The organism is Pseudochrobactrum kiredjianiae (genome assembly GCF_030362795.1).
Taxonomy (GTDB): Bacteria; Pseudomonadota; Alphaproteobacteria; order Rhizobiales; family Rhizobiaceae; genus Pseudochrobactrum; species Pseudochrobactrum kiredjianiae.
Window position 1 is genome coordinate 24,614 of the sequence record NZ_JAUCBM010000008.1, and the last position, 16,155, is coordinate 40,768.

Sequence of the window (16,155 nt, forward strand, 5' to 3'; positions counted from 1 at the left end):
GCACATTATCTGAAAACCGTAGGGGGAGGCGGCGAGTATGAAATTGGGAGTGCATACAGAGGGCGAGTCCAATCGCTCCGAGGCAAGGAAGCGATGGCAGGCGCAGCAGAACAGTCCTTATATGGAAGAGGTGTTGCGGCGTGATGCGGATGTTTTTCTGCATCAGAGCCTTTCCAGTCCCTGTCTCACAGCGATTGTTAAGGCGCAGGGCATCTGGATTGAGGATGCCAATGGACGCCGTTTTATGGACTTTCACGGCAATAGTGCCCATCATATCGGCTATGCCCATCCTAAGTTAATTGCTGCCGTTAAACAGCAAATGGACGATCTGAGTTTTGCACCGCGCCGTTTTACTTGTGAGCCGGCGATTGAACTGGCCGAGAAGCTAGCCGAAATTGCACCGGGTAATCTGGGAAAAACGCTGTTCACTACCGGAGGGTCAGATGCCATTGAAGTCGCGCTGAAAGTGGCGCGTGCGGCGACAGGGCGGTTTAAAACCCTGTCTTTCTGGGATGCATTTCATGGGGCGGGGTTTGGTGCATCGTCAGTCGGCGGGGAAGCAACATTCCGCTCGGGTATTGCAGGGCCTTTATTGTCCGGTGCCGAGCATGTGCCGCCATTTGCCTGTTACCGCTGCCATTATAAGCACAAGGGGCCTGAGAACTGCGGTATTGCCTGCGCAGACGTTGTGTCTTTCGTGCTGGAACGTGAGGGCGATATTGCGGCAGTGGTGGCTGAGCCGATGCGCGCCACACCCTATCCACCGCCGCCAGGCTTTTGGCAAAAAGTGCGCGAGGCCTGCGACCGTCACGGAACTTTGCTGATCTTTGATGAGATACCGACAGGGCTTGGCAAGACGGGCAAGTTTTTCGCGTCAGATCATGATGGTGTGACGCCGGATATGATCGTTCTTGGCAAATCATTAGGTGGCGGTATGTTGCCGATTGCAGCTGCAATTGTGCGCCGCGATCTGGATGTATGTGGTGATTTTGCTATCGGGCATTACACACATGAGAAAAATCCGGTGACAACCCGTGCTGCGCTCACCACGATTCAAATTATTGAAGAGGAAGGGCTGGTTCAGCGAGCGGCCGAACTGGGGCACTATGCGATGAGCCGTTTACGCGAATTGCAGTTACGCTCACCGCATGTGGGAGATGTGCGTGGCCGTGGCTTGCTGTTCGGGGTGGAACTGGTGCGTGACCGGCAAAGCCGTGAACCGGATAATGCGCTGGCTGAGGCGGTTTATTACCGTTGTCTGGAGGGCGGCGTCAGCTTCAAGATCAGTCAGGGCAATGTGCTGACATTATCGCCGCCACTCATTATCACGCAGGAAGAACTGGAGCAGGCTTTATCCATTGTCGAAGAGGCAATATTGGCAGGCGTGTAGTTTTTGCGCCTTATAGAAAATCCCTTCAACCTATAAGTTTTGAAGGGCGATGTATAAAATAAATAGATTTTACTTATTGAAATACGGTTCGCACTATGAGGAGCCATAAAAGGGAACAGCCTGCAAAAGCAGGTATAAAAATAAGCAATCAGCTATCAAACAGATAATAAAAAGCTGATATAATAATGGGGAAATATGAAATGAAAAAGCATCGCGCTTTTATTCTGTCCCTTGCTGCCGGTATTGTTTTGGCATCAAGTGCTTATGCACAAACGGAACTATCTGTTTATACCGCTTTTGAGGCTGTTGATTTACAACGCTTTGCAGAAGCTTTCAACAAAGATCATCCGGATATTAAAGTGAACTGGGTTCGTGACTCAACCGGTGTCATGACCGCCAAATTGCTGGCTGAGAAAAATAATCCGAAAGCCGATATCGTCTGGGGTATCGCTGCCACATCACTGCTAATCCTTAAAAATGAAGGTATGCTCGAGCCTTACACGCCCAAAGATGTTGATAAGCTTGACCCGCGTTTTGTAGACAAGGATCGTCCGACCAGCTGGATTGGTCTTGATGCCTATGTTGCCGCCATTTGTTTCAATACGGTTGAAGCTGAGAAGCTTGGTCTGAAGCCGCCGAAAAGCTGGAAAGATCTCACTAAGCCTGAATATAAAGGCCATGTGGTGATGCCTAATCCGGCATCCTCCGGTACAGGTTTCCTTGATGTTTCATCATGGTTGCAGATGTTCGGTGAAAAGGGTGGCTGGGACTATATGGACGGCCTGCATGAGAATATCGCCAACTATACACATTCAGGTTCCAAGCCATGTAAAATGGCGGGTGCGGGTGAAGTGCCGATTGGCGTTTCCTTTGAGTTTCCGGCCTCTCAGGTAAAGAGTGCCGGTGCGCCAGTGGATATTATCTTCCCTGAGGAAGGCTCCGGCTGGGAGTCCGAGGCTGTGGCGATTATGGCGGGTACCCAGAATATGGATGCTGCCAAAACGCTGATGGACTGGACATTGACCCCGAATGCCATGGAAGCGCTAAACAAGAGTTTCGCCGTGGTGGCACTGCCGGGTATTGCCAAGCCGGTAGAGCATATTCCTGCTGATCTTGAAAAGAAGATGATCAAAAACGATCTGGAATGGGCGGCGAATAACCGCAAAGCCATTCTGGAAGAATGGTCGAAACGCTACGATTCAAAATCTGAATCCAAAGGCTGATCAGGGTGTCGTTTCATTGAGCAGCGTGAGTTTCGTCATCTGTATCATTTCGGATGGATGGCGGTTCTCATATGAAACGAAGCTGCTCTAGCAGACACGCATAATGCGACTGCGAACGCGGATTTTCCGCGTTCGTTCAGGGAGTGTGAACATGTCAGTCCAGAGGAATGAATTCGTGAAACATGAAATGGCGACAGGTGCGGTTCGGATCGGTCAGCATGGGCTTAATGCTGATGATACGACAGCCAACAAACAGGAATATCTCAAAGTTGGCGGTCTCTGGAAAGCTTTCGGAGAGTTTTATGCCCTGAAGGATATTAATCTTGAAATCAGGGAAGGTGAGTTCGTCTGTTTTCTCGGGCCTTCAGGCTGTGGCAAAACCACACTTTTACGCGCTATTGCGGGGCTGGATTTACAAACAAGAGGCACAGTTCATCAGGCATCAAAAGATATTTCCGATCTGCCGCCGGCACAACGTGATTACGGGATTGTCTTTCAGTCTTATGCTCTGTTTCCCAATCTGACGATTGAAAAAAATATCGCCTTCGGGCTTGAAAACATGAAGAAATCACGCGCGGAAATTACGCAGCGTGTTGCAGAATTACTGGAGCTGGTCGGACTGGCGGATCAGGCGAAAAAATATCCGTCGCAATTGTCCGGTGGCCAGCAGCAGCGTATTGCGCTGGCACGCGCGATTGCGATTTCTCCTGGCCTTTTGCTGCTCGATGAACCGCTTTCTGCGCTCGATGCTAAAGTGCGCGTTCACTTGCGCCATGAGATTAAAGAGCTGCAACGCAAGCTCGGTGTAACGACAATCATGGTCACCCACGATCAGGAAGAAGCGCTGGCTATGGCTGATCGGATTGTGGTGATGAACAAAGGGACAATCGAGCAGATAGGCACGCCGCTTGAGGTCTATCGTCAGCCGAGCAGCCTATTTGTTGCAGACTTCATCGGGGAGACCAATAAATATCCGGTCAGGATTGGTGCGGAAGGCACAGCCGTTTCGGGCGATCTGGTATTGCAATGTCATGACCATAATCTGGCAGAGGGCAGTGATGCGATTGTGGTGATCCGCCCGAATGATGTGATCCCTCATGGCCGCGCGCTGGATACCAGCTCATCTGCCGGTAACGGAGAAAATCTGATTGAGGTGCAGATTGAGAGCATGGAATTTCTTGGCTCGTTCTGGCGCACACATATGCGTAGTACGTATTTGCAAAACCAGCAATTGATCGCGGATTTTTCCATTAATGCGGAGCGTCGTCTCGGCCTGACAGAGGGTATGACCATTCTGGTGGAACTGCCGAAAAGCCGTTTGCTGATTTTTGACGGAAAGGGCAAGCGATGAGTGCTGTAAGTGATTATCACGCTGCTCCGGTGATGCCTGCAGGAAAGGCTATCCGTCAGAAAGTCAGCTCGGATGATTGGATCAAACGCGGTATGATGCTGATTATCGGCGCATATCTGCTGGTGACATTGGCCGCGCCGCTCTATGTGATGTTATCCAAATCCTTTGCCAGCTATCAGTTTCAGTTGGAGAATTATGAAGTTCAGATTGGTGACGGCAAAGGAAACTGGGCTCCGGCACAATCTTTGGGTCAGTTGAATGCTGAACTGAAAACGATTTCATCCGAAGAATTGGCAACATCCAATAGTGGTCGCCTGTCTCCGGTGGCATTGTTTCCGGATTTCAGTTTTCGCGGGGCTGAACATTACCGCATCCGTGGTCTGACGGATGACAGCTGGTTTCTGATCGGTTCTGCTCCATATCGTGGGCAGGAATGGCAGGAGGTGGATTCTAATAATTTCCGCCGTGTCATGCTGATGCCGCAGCAGACCACAGGTCTGGATAATTACCGGACTTATTTCACATCGCCGGCACTGTTTCAGTCGATCAAAAATTCACTGGTGATTGCGTTAATCAGCATGGTGCTGACCGTGTCGCTGGCTTTTGGTTTTTCCTATGCGCTGAACCGTTCAAAAATGCGCTTTAAAGGCTTCTTCAAACTGGTCGCCGTTATGCCCATTCTGGTGCCGTCACTCTTGCCGGGTATTGCGCTGATCTATCTGTTCGGTAATCAGGGGATTTTAAAGGAGCTGCTGTTTGGCCTGCCGATTTACGGACCGCTGGGTATCGTGCTGGGTTCGGTTTTCTTTACGTTTCCGCATGCGCTGATGATTATTTCAACGGCTCTGGCCGTATCTGATGCTCGTCATTATGAGGCGGCAGATTCCCTGCGCGCTAGCAAATGGCGCACGTTCTGGACAGTGACGGTGCCGGGTGCCCGTTATGGTTTGATCTCTGCTGCTTTTGTTGTGTTCAATCTGGTCATCACAGATTTTGGCCTGCCAAAGGTTATCGGCGGTCAGTATAATGTGCTGGCGGTGGATATTTATAAGCAGGTGATCGGCCAGCAGAATTTTGAAATCGGTGCTGTTGTCTCCGTGATGTTGCTGTTTCCGGCGATTATCGCATTCGCTGTTGACCGGTTTATTCAGCGCAAGCAGGTCGCTTTGTTATCCGCACGCGCTGTACCGTTTTCTCCGAAAAAGAAACCGCTGTTTGATAATCTGTGCTTGCTTTACTGCACTCTGATCGGGCTGTTCATCACCGGACTTCTGCTGGTTTGTCAGTTGGCAGCTATCGTTAAATTCTGGCCATATGATATGAGCCTGAGCCTGCGCAATTTTGATTTCGGACGGATGGATGGCGGTGGCTGGAGTTCCTATTTCAACTCTATTCAGCTGGCTTTTTTGACGGCTATTATCGGCACAGTGGTTGTGTTTGTTGGTGCCTATGCGGTTGAGAAAACTGAGGGCTTTGCTAAAGGTCGTGCTTTGTTTCAGTTTCTGGCTATGTTGCCGATGGCTGTGCCGGGTATGGTGCTGGGGCTTGCCTATATCTTCTTCTTCAACAATCCTGCCAATCCGTTAAGCGGCATTTATGGAACGATGATTATTCTCGTCATTTGTACCGTAACGCATTTTTACACAGTTTCTCATTTGACGGCACTGACCGCACTGAAACAAATGGACCCGGAATTTGAATCGGTTTCGGCGTCACTAAAACAGCCGTTCTATAAATTATTTGCACGGGTGACGGTGCCGGTGTGTCTGCCAGCTATTCTGGATATCTCGATCTATCTGTTTGTCAATGCGATGACGACAGTATCAGCCGTCGTGTTTCTGTATTCTGCCCATACAACGCTCGCTTCTGTAGCTGTGTTGAATATGGATGATGCAGGGGATGTGGCGCCTGCCGCCGCAATGGGGATGATGATCTTCTATACCAATGTTGCAGCGCGACTGGTGCATTATGGCTTGTCGCAAATGCTGCTGCGTAAAACACAGAAGTGGCGAATGTAGAATTATGCGCCTTTAACGACCGGTAGTTACAGAATATGTTGCATTGCGTGGCTGTTTTTGATTAAAGGTCACAAAATGCAACATTTCTGTGTCGGGAGTTGGCTGTGGTAAAAAAATCATCGCATGTTGAGCAGCATGGTCCGGCAGAGCATCGCATTCTCGCCTCGCAGCGGCATGATGAAATATTACGCAGGCTGAATGAAGATGGTGTTGCGGGTATCAGTGAAGTCGCGACATTTTTCGATGTATCGCGGGAAACGATCCGTCGCGATCTGAAATATTTGGCACAGCGCGGGTTAATAACGCTTGTTCATGGCGGGGCAACAAAGCCCCAGTTGAATGAACCTGCTTTCGGGTTGCGCAGTAAGGAGAATGCCGCAGGAAAAGCGGCAATCGGAAAGGTGGCCGCCGCTCTGATCCGCTCTGATATGGTGGTTTTCCTTGATTCAGGAACCACAACTTTGGCGCTGGCACAGGCACTGAGCCAGCAAGAGAAAACACCGGAAAACCTGACAATTTGCACGACAAGTCTGCGGATTGTACTGCAACTTTGCCATATGCAGGGTGTGCGTGTGCATATCCTTGGCGGAGAGATCAATGCAATCGAAGAATCCACTGGTGGAATTGATGTGCTGAGGGCAGCAGAGAATTTTCGGTTCGATCTGGCTTTTCTTGGTGCCGGTGGCATTACCCCGAATGGGGAGGTCACTGATTTCACGCGGGATGGTGCCGAGTTACGCTCAAAAATGGCAGTGAGTGCCACTGAGGCGTGGTTTCTTGCAGATGCTGAAAAATTTGGTCGGATGACTCCGCTACGGGTTGCACATTTTGAGCAGGCTGCGGGCATTATTACGGATCGCAAGCCTGAGCCACAGTTTTTAACGGCCCTAGCTGAAAAAGGTATCAAGCTGCACATTACTTAAATGTGATTTTTTGTTGCATTTAATGTTGTGTTTTGTGGTTTTATTTTTATACTGATCTCAATAGGGGAGTGAGATCATGACGCAGCATTCAGCAAGCAATAAAGAAATATCGGATAAGTTCCCGTCTCAGGCACGGGTTGTGATTATTGGCGGGGGCATTATCGGTTGCTCCGTTGCCTATCATCTGACAAAAGCGGGCTGGACAGATGTCGTGCTGCTTGAGCAGGGCAGCCTGAGTTGCGGGACGACATGGCATGCGGCGGGATTGGTAGGGCAATTACGCAGCCACGCCAATATGACCGGTCTGATCCGCTATTCCACACAGCTTTATAGTGAACTTGAAGCGGAAACCGGTCTGGCAACTGGCTGGAAAAAATGCGGCTCTCTGTCCGTAGCACGCACAAAAGACCGTATGACTGTTCTGCAACGCACTGCCGCTTCTGCACGAGCGCAGGGCGTGAACGTCGAGGTGATTTCAGCTCGTGAAGCCGGTGATCTCTGGCCGGTTATGGCGACAGATGATTTGCAAGGCGCTGTCTGGTTGCCGGATGACGGCAAGGCCAATCCGAGCGATTTGACGCAATCTCTGGCGCGCGGTGCACGAATGCGCGGTGCCAAAATATTGGAACGCGTTCAGGTAACCGGTATTACTGTCAAGAATGGCGTGGCCTGCGGTGTTGAGACTGAGCGCGGAAATATTGCGGCAGAGATTGTCGTCAATTGTGCAGGGCAATGGGCGCGAAAAGTCGGTCAAATGTGTGGTGTTACGGTTCCGCTGCATTCGGCCGAGCATATGTATATTGTCACCGGAAAAATTGAAGGCGTGCATCCGGATTTACCGGTCATGCGTGATCCCGATGGTTATATTTATTTCAAGGAAGAAGTCGGTGGTCTGGTCATGGGGGGCTTTGAACCCCAGGCTAAACCTTGGGGTATGAAGGGCATACCGAATAAATTTGAATTTGCTTTGCTTGAGGATGATTGGGATCAGTTTGAGCCGCTGATGGAAAATGCGCTGCTGCGTGTACCGCAATTGGCCAATGCCGAAGTGAAAAAGTTTTACAACGGACCAGAGAGCTTTACACCGGATAATAATTTTATACTCGGGGAGGCGCCGGAGCTGAAAAATTTCTTTGTCGGAGCAGGCTTTAATTCCATGGGCATTGCCAGTGCCGGCGGAGCTGGGCGTGCACTGGCGGAGTGGATTATCAATGGCGCGCCAACAATGGATCTCTGGCCGGTGGATATTCGCCGTTTTGCCGGATTTAATAATAATCAGCGCTGGTTGCATGATCGGGTCAAAGAAACGCTGGGTTTGCATTATGCTATGCCGTGGCCGAACAGGGAGTTGGATACGGCACGGCCATTTCGGAGGTCACCGCTTTATCATCTTCTGCAGGCAAAAGGCGCTTGCTTTGGCTCCAAAATGGGCTGGGAACGGGCGAACTGGTTTGCCGATAAAGGGCAACAGCCAGCAACAGTTTATAGTTTCGGACGGCAAAACTGCCATGATAATGTCGGACGCGAAATGCAGGCGGTACGTGAGCGTGTTGCTTTATTTGACCAGAGTTCTTTCGCGAAACTGCTGGTGCAGGGGCGTGATGCTTGCCATGTTTTGAATTATCTTTGTGTGGCCAATATTGATGTACCTGTTGGGACATCAGTATACACCGGTATGCTCAATGAGCGCGGTGGCTACGAGACGGATTTGACGGTGTTGCGTCTTGCAGCAGAGAAGTTTCTGATTATTACCGGATCAGCGCAGGCAATCCATGATGCGGATTGGATCAACCGGCATATTAAGAGTGACGATCATGCCATTGTCACGGATGTTTCTTCTGCCTATGCGGTACTGGCACTGATGGGGCCAAAATCCCGTGATGTGTTGCAAAAACTGAGTGATACAGATTTTACGAATAAGGCATTTCCTTTCGGGCACGTACAGGAGATTGCTCTGGGCTATGCGACAGCCTATGCAAATCGTATGACCTATGTGGGGGAGCTTGGCTGGGAGTTAATTGTTCCGGTTGAATTTGCAGTCGGTGTTTATGAAGCGTTGCATCAGGCCGGACAAGAGTTTGGTCTGTCTGATGCCGGATATTATGCACTTGAAGCGCTACGTCTTGAAAAAGGCTATCGCGCATGGAGCCGTGAACTGACACCGGATATAAATCCCTATGAAGCGGGACTTGGCTTTACCGTGGCAATGGATAAATCTGGCGGTTTTATCGGGCGCGATGCGCTGGCGAAATTCAAAGCTGAAAACAACATCAAACGACGCATTGTGCAACTGACACTTGAAGATGGCGATGCCGTTTTATGGGGCGGTGAGCTGATCCTGAGAAATGGTGTGCCTGTCGGGGAAATCCGTTCGGCTGCGCATGGCCATACATTAGGATGCGCGGTAGTGCTCGGACAGGTCTCTGATGCAAGCGGCATTGATAAGGACTGGATGGAGCAAGGCAACTTTGAAGTTGATGCAGCCGGAACGCTCTATCAAGCAAGACTACATCTGCGCAGCCCTTATGATCCGAAATCAGAACGGATAAAAATTTGAGTTTGACGTCGGATGCCAATTCTTGCGCGTGAAGATTTTACCTTTATGTTACAGGAAGTGCCAGGGCATATGCTGTGGGTAATAACGACAATGTACAATAAGTACATTTTGGAATTGTAGCTGCTATCTCTTGTATGAGCTTCAGATTTTTTGTCGTTGAGTTGCGTTATTCATATCTGTTGGAATAATGATTTATATATAGTTCTCTTGCTTTAGAGCGAGAGAGCTTTCCTGAAGATGTATATTCGAGACTACGAGGAGGAACCAGAACGGCTTTAATTATTGTACCGTGGCTAGCAGTCATTGTTGTTTGAACCGCGGAGATTAGCTTTTTCCGTTCTGCCGGACTGCTGATATTGTTTTCAATAAGGATGATTATTGCCTCGCTTTTATCATCGTTAACGGAAAATGCAGCGGCACGGTTCGATGATAAGCCAGGTAAAGTCGCAAGAGTATGCTCTATGTCCTGTGGCCATATATTTCTGCCATTCACCGTTATCATATCCTTATAACGACCGGTGATAACGATCTCTCCATCACACAAATATCCCATATCTCCGGTATCTTGATAAATCGAGTTATCGTGGGGCGGATGGGGTGTTGCATTTTGATTGCAGTAACCTGACATCAGGCTGGGTCCGCACAGATAAATATGCCCGACATGACGTGCTGGTAATGGTTTACTCTGTGCATCTCCGACAAATAGTTCATGTCCTTTAAGAGATTTCCCGCAGAAGGTAAAAGTAAGTGAATGGCTGTTATTATGGTTACAGGGAACGGCAACACCGTCCTTTTCCAGCTTGCACTTGTCGATGGTGTCCGTCTTTAAACCATGTCGGTAGCTGACTAAAAGTGTTGATTCAGCCATGCCATAGCTAGGGGTCAGACTATCGGAATTGAAGCCGCTATCGGCAAATATTGTGCAGAATTGCTGCAACTGTCCGGCGTTGATCATATCGCCGCCAATACCTGCAATTTTTAAAGCGGAAAGATCAAGTTTTGTATCTTCGGGCTTATGGCGCAATGCAGCGAGATTATAACCAAATATTGGTGCATAGGTTATTGTTGAGCGACGCTCAGACATTAATTGCAGCCATAATAAAGGTCTGCGCGCGAACAGGGTGGGGGAAATATAATCAACAGGTGTCTGTGCAAAAAGCGGCGCTATTGAAAAACCGACCAGTCCCATGTCGTGGTAAAGTGGTAACCAAGAAAAGGCGCGGTCTGATGGTGTAATACAGATACATTCACGCAAAATCCCCCGCGCATTATGCGAGATTGCGCGCTGAGAAATGATAATGCCTTTCGGCTCCGAAGTTGAACCGGAAGAGAATTGAATATAAGCGGCTTCATGCGGTTGCAGTGGTGTGGTTTCCTTCGTAGCGGGAAGGTCTGCAAGGTCGGAGAAGCTAAAGGCCTGAATTTGCATTGCCTCAGTAAACTGTTCCGACAGATTTTTCAGGCCGTCTGGGTGCCATAAGATCTTCGCATCTGCGGCTTTGAGTAAATTGTTGACGCGCTGGGTATAAGCTGCTTTTCCACCAAGATATATTGTATAAGGCAGAGGACATGGGATAAGTCCTGCATATTGGCAGCCGTAAAAAAGCGCAAAAAACTCCACACATGTATCCGCTATAATCGCGACAACATCACCGCGCCCAAGACCAAGAGTAAGTAATTTCTTGCCTGTATACAGAGCCAATTCCCGCAGGCTTTTATATGATAGCTCCTCTTGAACCTCCCCTTTTGCATTATAAATGCGGATGCCATTTGTGCCCTGAGCAGCATAATCCAAAGCCTCACAGATCGTATCGAAATCACCGATGCGTTGCGCAGGCTGCTGGGCCGGTGTCATTGTTTCAATTGCAATTTGAGATGATGAGCACATTATCGAACCGGAATACTGGCGCTGTCAGAAGACGGTACTGCGAGGAGAGATGGCATCATTGCTGTTTCAGTCTCAATGTCGTTGCTGAGGCTTTGTGTTTGAGCCTGATCTATTGCACCTTTGATTATTGCTAGTGAAAGAATAATCATATTTTTGCTTAGTTTTTCCAGCCGCGGCAGAACTTCGATCTCTTTACCACCCGTTGTCTGTAGTCGGATCAGCTTTGCATCATCTGCTGCTTGAAGCATTTTCTGCACATGTGCTCTGGATACACCAAAACTACGGGACAAATGAGAAAATGGCAGTGAAATTACTTTATTATGATGCGAACAGTGACGGGTAGCTTGGAGGATTTTTAACAAGATAGGATAACCAGCTTCACGCTTTAAAAATACATATAATGCTGATTTTGGTCTGTATAATAGAGATGTTCTAAAATATATATCTAAATAATTTTCAGAAATAGATGCTGATTTTGTCGTTGAATCAAATTTAATATTAGAAAACATTAAATTTAGTATTTTTTTGTTGCGGTCAATTTGCTCATCTTTGATTTTGTAAAACTTTTCCGTAGCCGAGAGAATATTGTGACGCCGATCATTGATTGATGGCTTTGATATTAAAAAACCAAGATGAATAGCAGTATCAATAATCGCCGAGGTTCGGTTCGGCGTTGCGAGCTGTTTGTCACTTGTAAATATTTGCAAGTTGCTTTTGGTAAATGAAGATGAACTGGATTTCAGTATTGCTGAAATTTTTATAGATATTAAGTATTTTTTATATTCAGATATTAATTTTGATAAAAATTTATTTTTCTCAAAAAAATCTATTTGACTAATTACATGGTTGTAAATCGCATCATCAATGTTCGAAGAACATTTTATTGCTTTTATATCTTGATGTAATTTTTCATAAATCAATAAAATCATCCTGATTTTATTTCTGATAGCATGAAAATTAATTTAAGTATTTATTAATTTTCGTCAATAAATTTTATATCTGTACTTTTTGCTGTTTTTTGCTGTTCCTTTGCAGCCTGTAATCTGTTTTCTGTTTCGCGAATTATGTTTTTATAACTATCGCTGCCCAGAATAAGGCGGAGTGGTGGGTTTGTAACTGTGCTGACCTTAATTATCATTTGCGCAACTTTGGCGGGGTCTCCGATCATTGGAAATCGCCCCATCGCTAAAAGACGGAAATATGTGCCGACTGTCGTTTTGCGATAATCGTCAAGTTGAGGTTCTGTAATCACAGCATTATTGTCGAACTCCGTTTTAATCCGTCCGGGTTCAATGAGCGTAACCTTGATGCCCAAATTTTGCACTTCTTTGGCAAGAGCTTCAAAAAAGCCTTCAGCGCCCCATTTGCTGGCATGATAAATGCTTGCAGACGGGTAAGTAATTTGGCCACCCTCACTTGAGATATGCAGGATATGTCCGGTTTTTTGCTCCCTGAAATATGGTAAAGCGGCTTTAGTAAGGTAAATCGGTGCCAGCAGATTTGTGGTGATCTGGGTGGAAATCGCATTTTCATTCAGCTCTTCTGCCGCGCCGACCAGCGCATAACCTGCCGCGTTGAGTAAGACATCTATGCGACCCGCGTGCTGAAAAGCACGCTCCACTGATGGTGCGATTTTCTCTGTTTGTGTCAGATCAAGTTTCAGGATGTTGAGTGTTGTAGGATATTGGTCTGTGAATGCCTGAAGCTTTTGAGGGCTGCGTACCAAAGCAATAACTTTGTGCCCATCTTGTAATAACTGCTTGGTTGCGTTCAAGCCGATGCCACTGCTTGCTCCGGTGATGAGCCAGGTCTTTAAAAGAGGAGTGCTGACGGTCATCTTATAGCTCCGTAACGCGAACTGGTTGCCCGCCAAGACGCAGCATTTGGGATTTCCAGAGATAAGCGGGCGGCTCGTCGGACGTCAGCTCAAATCGCGCCCGCGTCAAAAATATACTTAAAAAGGTGATCATTTCCAGAAGGGCGAATTGTTTGCCACCACAGACACGCGGACCAATACTGAATGCCATTGTATCGCCGGAAGCAACCTGTGCGCGGGTATCTGTAATATTCGGCAACCATGGATCATCGCGCAGGCGTTTATCATGCTGAATGCCGATAAAGGACACCATAATATTTTGTCCGGCCTGTACCGGATTGTCGCTGAGCTGATCCTCTTCAATGGCATAACGCGCAACGATCGGAGTTGGCGGAAACAGACGCAAAGCTTCTGAGATGAAGCGGGCTAAAGGTGTGACAGAAGAGAGGCTTTTCCAGCTTGGTTGCGGTGAGTGCCAAAATTGTTGAGACAGGCCGCGCAACTGGTCTTGTATATCCGGATAAAGCGCCAGTAAATAACATGCCCAGCTCATTGTTGCGGCAGATGTTTCTGCTCCGGCGGCCATGAATGTCATTAATTCATGTTCGAGTACCACACGGTCTGTATTACGTTGGTCTGCTGCCAGTAAATCCTGCAATAAAGGAGAGTGAGGCAGATCGGCGCTGCGGAAATATCCGAGTTGATGGAGAACTTTTCTGCGTAACTCTGGAAGTTGCTGCAATCTGCTACGATACAGATCTGTGGTTTTGCCTTGTGGTACAAAGGAATAATCTGAGCCGGCTTCCATAAAAGTAGCCAATACAGATAAATCAATGCCCGTTGTATTCAGCTTAATATTAAAAAAGTTATCGACAAGAACGCTCGCTGTCATTGTGCGCAATATCGCATCATCAATGCGGTCACTTGTCGATCCTGCTTCTGTGAGAGCTGCCACTGCCTGCGTGGCATAATGACGGGCAAGTTGAAACGTTTTCTCGCGGTCGAATTTGTTAAAATAAGATTGTGTCAGATCCCGCCTTATCTGCCATGCATGGCCGTCTTCGGAGAACCGTGAGGGCCCAAATACCAGACGGAACCATGCCATATTTTTGCGATAGTTGGTCGCATTGAGACGCAGAATGTGATCAGCATCTTCATGGCGCTGAATGATGCGAACATCGACGCCATTTAGTGTCGTCGAAATATTTTTACCATTATGTGTACGGGCAAAATCATAGAGCTGCGCACAAATACCGGAAGAAAGACTCATTGGCGTGCTTTTTTCAAAAGTTCAGCCATGTCTTTGACTGTTCTCATATCAAGAAGGGCAATCGGATCGACTTCTTGTCCGATAAATTTTTCAGTTTCCAATATAATGAGTTCGAATGTGAGACTGTCGATATCGCTGAGCGAATTAATATCCGCGTCCTCAGCAATCGTTTCCGCAGGAATGAACAGGCAGCCTGCAAGAATTTCACGGGTTATTTGCATATAGTCAATTTTATCAGTCATCGCTTTGGCGCTCTTGATGATGCAGGGCATGGCGGGAAATGGTTTGAGGCGGTGTGTCTTTAAATGAAGCAAACACCAATAAATCAACGCGTTTGCCATCCGGTGCGAGACATTCGCGCTTCAGATGAGCCTCCAACGTAAAGCGGGTGTTGTTTTTAAAATTAAACAGCATGGCATAATTGCGCGCCAGAATACGGGCTGTGAATTTTTCAATATCACGCTGTGCATAAAAATGATCAAGAATGGCGTCGATTGTCGCCCATAATGTACGTCTGCCTCGTTCGGAGGTGTCGCCAATTCCGGTGGTCAGGCTGCCGGTTTTATGTGTTCGGTTAACATCAATCGTGTAAAAACCAACGAGTCTATTGTCCGGGCAATCAAAAATCCCAAGAATGTAATGGTGATAATTATCAAAGCTGGCGATGAAATTACGTAACTGTGGGAGGTCGAAATCGATTTTTTTGAGATTGAGACCGCGCAGCATGTCTGCCCGGTTCAACCAGGATAACAGCTCTTCGCTTGCATCTGTCGTTCTCAGACTGCGAACGATATAGGTGCCGCTTTCAATGTAAACTGGTTGGTATGTATTGTTGACTGTGGCTTCTTCTTTCAGCTCAGGAAGAGGAACCGTGACTGGTCGTTTGGCAAGGGGAATAACAGACATCTCTATACCTGCTCCGCAAGCTGTGCGGCTTTTAAATGCCGGTGCCAATGTAAATGTGAGAAAATGATAAGGGTGGCAGCATCAAGCCAGCCTTTCTGATGCCAGCTATGCACAATATGAGCAGGCAAATTACGATAAGCCTGCTCATCAATCATGAAAAACGGATGGATTTTATCTATCCCATCTTCCTGTACTTTAAACTCAAGCTGGCTGGGGATGAGTATCCCGACATCTTTCAGGGCAAGCGCCAGTTTTTTTGCCTGTAAATGGCCTGTGTAAAACTGTGCTGCGGCAGCACCTATCTGATACAATATATCGGTGGGATTCCCGTTCTCATCAAACAGAGCAAGTGCGGAACTGTCAGCTGCTGATGACGTGATTTGCTTGCTGCTTTCATCAAAAATCAGAACACCAGCTGCCTGATCTGGCAATTTGTGCAATGCGAATGGATAAAGCTGTTTAAGCGCTGGCTGATAAATCTCAGACGTGTTGCCGGAATGAGTGACGGAAGGGTTATGAAGGCCGGTGATTGCAACAGGAATGATGTCATCTTCGCCTAAAAAAAAGATCGGATAATGGTTCACTATGTTGATCAGTTCAAATAAAGCGATAGGCGTAAAGAGATTATTTGCGGGCTTTGACTGGAGATTTTCTTGAGTGAAACCGTATTTTTGATGTTTTTCTGCACAAAGAGAGACAGGTGATTGCAGTATTGAGGAATAAGAAATCTGCATCAATTACAATTCCTGTTTTCATGTTGTGATTTTTACATCAAAGATAAATCATAAACAAAAACAATGATTGTCTTATTTG

Annotated in this window: 13 protein-coding genes; 6 read left to right on the top strand and 7 right to left on the bottom strand. The window is 47.5% G+C overall.

Annotation, left to right across the window (positions count from 1 at the left end; genetic code table 11):
* Positions 1-37 precede the first annotated feature (37 nt).
* From pbfA to QUF18_RS14640, 6 genes are all read left to right on the top strand, one after another.
* Positions 38-1,390 carry a (R)-1-hydroxy-2-aminoethylphosphonate ammonia-lyase gene (gene pbfA / locus QUF18_RS14615; RefSeq protein WP_289387978.1) on the top strand — a complete coding sequence of 451 codons (1,353 nt, stop codon included), beginning with the start codon at positions 38-40 and terminating at the stop codon, positions 1,388-1,390.
* Positions 1,391-1,590: 200 nt separating this feature from the next.
* Positions 1,591-2,613 (top strand): putative 2-aminoethylphosphonate ABC transporter substrate-binding protein, encoded by a 1,023-nt coding sequence (locus QUF18_RS14620; protein WP_289387979.1) that lies wholly within the window; start codon positions 1,591-1,593, stop codon positions 2,611-2,613.
* A gap of 187 nt (positions 2,614-2,800) precedes the next feature.
* Positions 2,801-3,964 carry a putative 2-aminoethylphosphonate ABC transporter ATP-binding protein gene (locus tag QUF18_RS14625; RefSeq protein WP_289388043.1) on the top strand — a complete coding sequence of 388 codons (1,164 nt, stop codon included), beginning with the start codon at positions 2,801-2,803 and terminating at the stop codon, positions 3,962-3,964.
* A complete protein-coding gene (locus tag QUF18_RS14630; protein WP_289387980.1) occupies positions 3,961-5,982 on the top strand; it encodes a putative 2-aminoethylphosphonate ABC transporter permease subunit in 2,022 nt (673 codons plus the stop codon). Before QUF18_RS14625 ends, QUF18_RS14630 begins: the two co-directional genes overlap by 4 nt.
* A gap of 104 nt (positions 5,983-6,086) precedes the next feature.
* The gene (locus QUF18_RS14635; protein ID WP_289387981.1) at positions 6,087-6,905 is read left to right on the top strand and encodes a DeoR/GlpR family DNA-binding transcription regulator; all 819 of its coding nucleotides are present in this window, start codon (positions 6,087-6,089) and stop codon (positions 6,903-6,905) included.
* Positions 6,906-6,981: 76 nt separating this feature from the next.
* Positions 6,982-9,462, top strand: a complete 2,481-nt coding sequence (locus QUF18_RS14640; protein WP_374807182.1) for a GcvT family protein — start codon at positions 6,982-6,984, stop codon at positions 9,460-9,462.
* Positions 9,463-9,628: 166 nt separating this feature from the next.
* On the opposite strand, the gene QUF18_RS14645 is transcribed toward QUF18_RS14640, so the two are convergent.
* From QUF18_RS14645 to QUF18_RS14675, 7 genes are read right to left on the bottom strand one after another with little or no spacing between them, the layout of a single operon-like run.
* Positions 9,629-11,350 carry a fatty acyl-AMP ligase gene (locus tag QUF18_RS14645; protein ID WP_289387982.1) on the bottom strand — a complete coding sequence of 574 codons (1,722 nt, stop codon included), beginning with the start codon at positions 11,348-11,350 and terminating at the stop codon, positions 9,629-9,631.
* Positions 11,350-12,270 carry a hypothetical protein gene (locus QUF18_RS14650; RefSeq protein ID WP_289387983.1) on the bottom strand — a complete coding sequence of 307 codons (921 nt, stop codon included), beginning with the start codon at positions 12,268-12,270 and terminating at the stop codon, positions 11,350-11,352. The genes QUF18_RS14645 and QUF18_RS14650 overlap by 1 nt, the downstream gene beginning before the upstream one ends.
* A gap of 53 nt (positions 12,271-12,323) precedes the next feature.
* A complete protein-coding gene (locus QUF18_RS14655; protein WP_289387984.1) occupies positions 12,324-13,187 on the bottom strand; it encodes an SDR family oxidoreductase in 864 nt (287 codons plus the stop codon).
* 1 nt (position 13,188) lies between these two features.
* Positions 13,189-14,436, bottom strand: a complete 1,248-nt coding sequence (locus tag QUF18_RS14660; protein ID WP_289387985.1) for a cytochrome P450 — start codon at positions 14,434-14,436, stop codon at positions 13,189-13,191.
* Complete coding sequence (locus QUF18_RS14665) at positions 14,433-14,678, bottom strand: acyl carrier protein (protein ID WP_289387986.1); 246 nt, start codon at positions 14,676-14,678, stop codon at positions 14,433-14,435. The genes QUF18_RS14660 and QUF18_RS14665 overlap by 4 nt, the downstream gene beginning before the upstream one ends.
* Positions 14,671-15,342, bottom strand: a complete 672-nt coding sequence (locus QUF18_RS14670; RefSeq protein WP_289387987.1) for a GNAT family N-acetyltransferase — start codon at positions 15,340-15,342, stop codon at positions 14,671-14,673. The genes QUF18_RS14665 and QUF18_RS14670 overlap by 8 nt, the downstream gene beginning before the upstream one ends.
* A gap of 2 nt (positions 15,343-15,344) precedes the next feature.
* Positions 15,345-16,076: a SapC family protein gene (locus tag QUF18_RS14675; RefSeq protein ID WP_289388045.1), complete on the bottom strand. Its 732-nt coding sequence runs from the start codon at positions 16,074-16,076 to the stop codon at positions 15,345-15,347.
* Between the last annotated feature and the right edge of the window lie 79 nt (positions 16,077-16,155).

Bases quoted from the DNA above. Each gene is read 5' to 3' on its own strand.
- pbfA (WP_289387978.1), top strand. From the start codon at position 38: ATGAAATTGGGAGTGCATACAGAGGGCGAGTCCAATCGCTCCGAGGCA.
- QUF18_RS14620 (WP_289387979.1), top strand. From the start codon at position 1,591: ATGAAAAAGCATCGCGCTTTTATTCTGTCCCTTGCTGCCGGTATTGTT.
- QUF18_RS14625 (WP_289388043.1), top strand. From the start codon at position 2,801: ATGGCGACAGGTGCGGTTCGGATCGGTCAGCATGGGCTTAATGCTGAT.
- QUF18_RS14630 (WP_289387980.1), top strand. From the start codon at position 3,961: ATGAGTGCTGTAAGTGATTATCACGCTGCTCCGGTGATGCCTGCAGGA.
- QUF18_RS14640 (WP_374807182.1), top strand. From the start codon at position 6,982: ATGACGCAGCATTCAGCAAGCAATAAAGAAATATCGGATAAGTTCCCG.
- QUF18_RS14645 (WP_289387982.1), bottom strand. From the start codon at position 11,350: ATGTGCTCATCATCTCAAATTGCAATTGAAACAATGACACCGGCCCAG.
- QUF18_RS14655 (WP_289387984.1), bottom strand. From the start codon at position 13,187: ATGACCGTCAGCACTCCTCTTTTAAAGACCTGGCTCATCACCGGAGCA.
- QUF18_RS14660 (WP_289387985.1), bottom strand. From the start codon at position 14,436: ATGAGTCTTTCTTCCGGTATTTGTGCGCAGCTCTATGATTTTGCCCGT.
- QUF18_RS14665 (WP_289387986.1), bottom strand. From the start codon at position 14,678: ATGACTGATAAAATTGACTATATGCAAATAACCCGTGAAATTCTTGCA.
- QUF18_RS14670 (WP_289387987.1), bottom strand. From the start codon at position 15,342: ATGTCTGTTATTCCCCTTGCCAAACGACCAGTCACGGTTCCTCTTCCT.
- QUF18_RS14675 (WP_289388045.1), bottom strand. From the start codon at position 16,076: ATGCAGATTTCTTATTCCTCAATACTGCAATCACCTGTCTCTCTTTGT.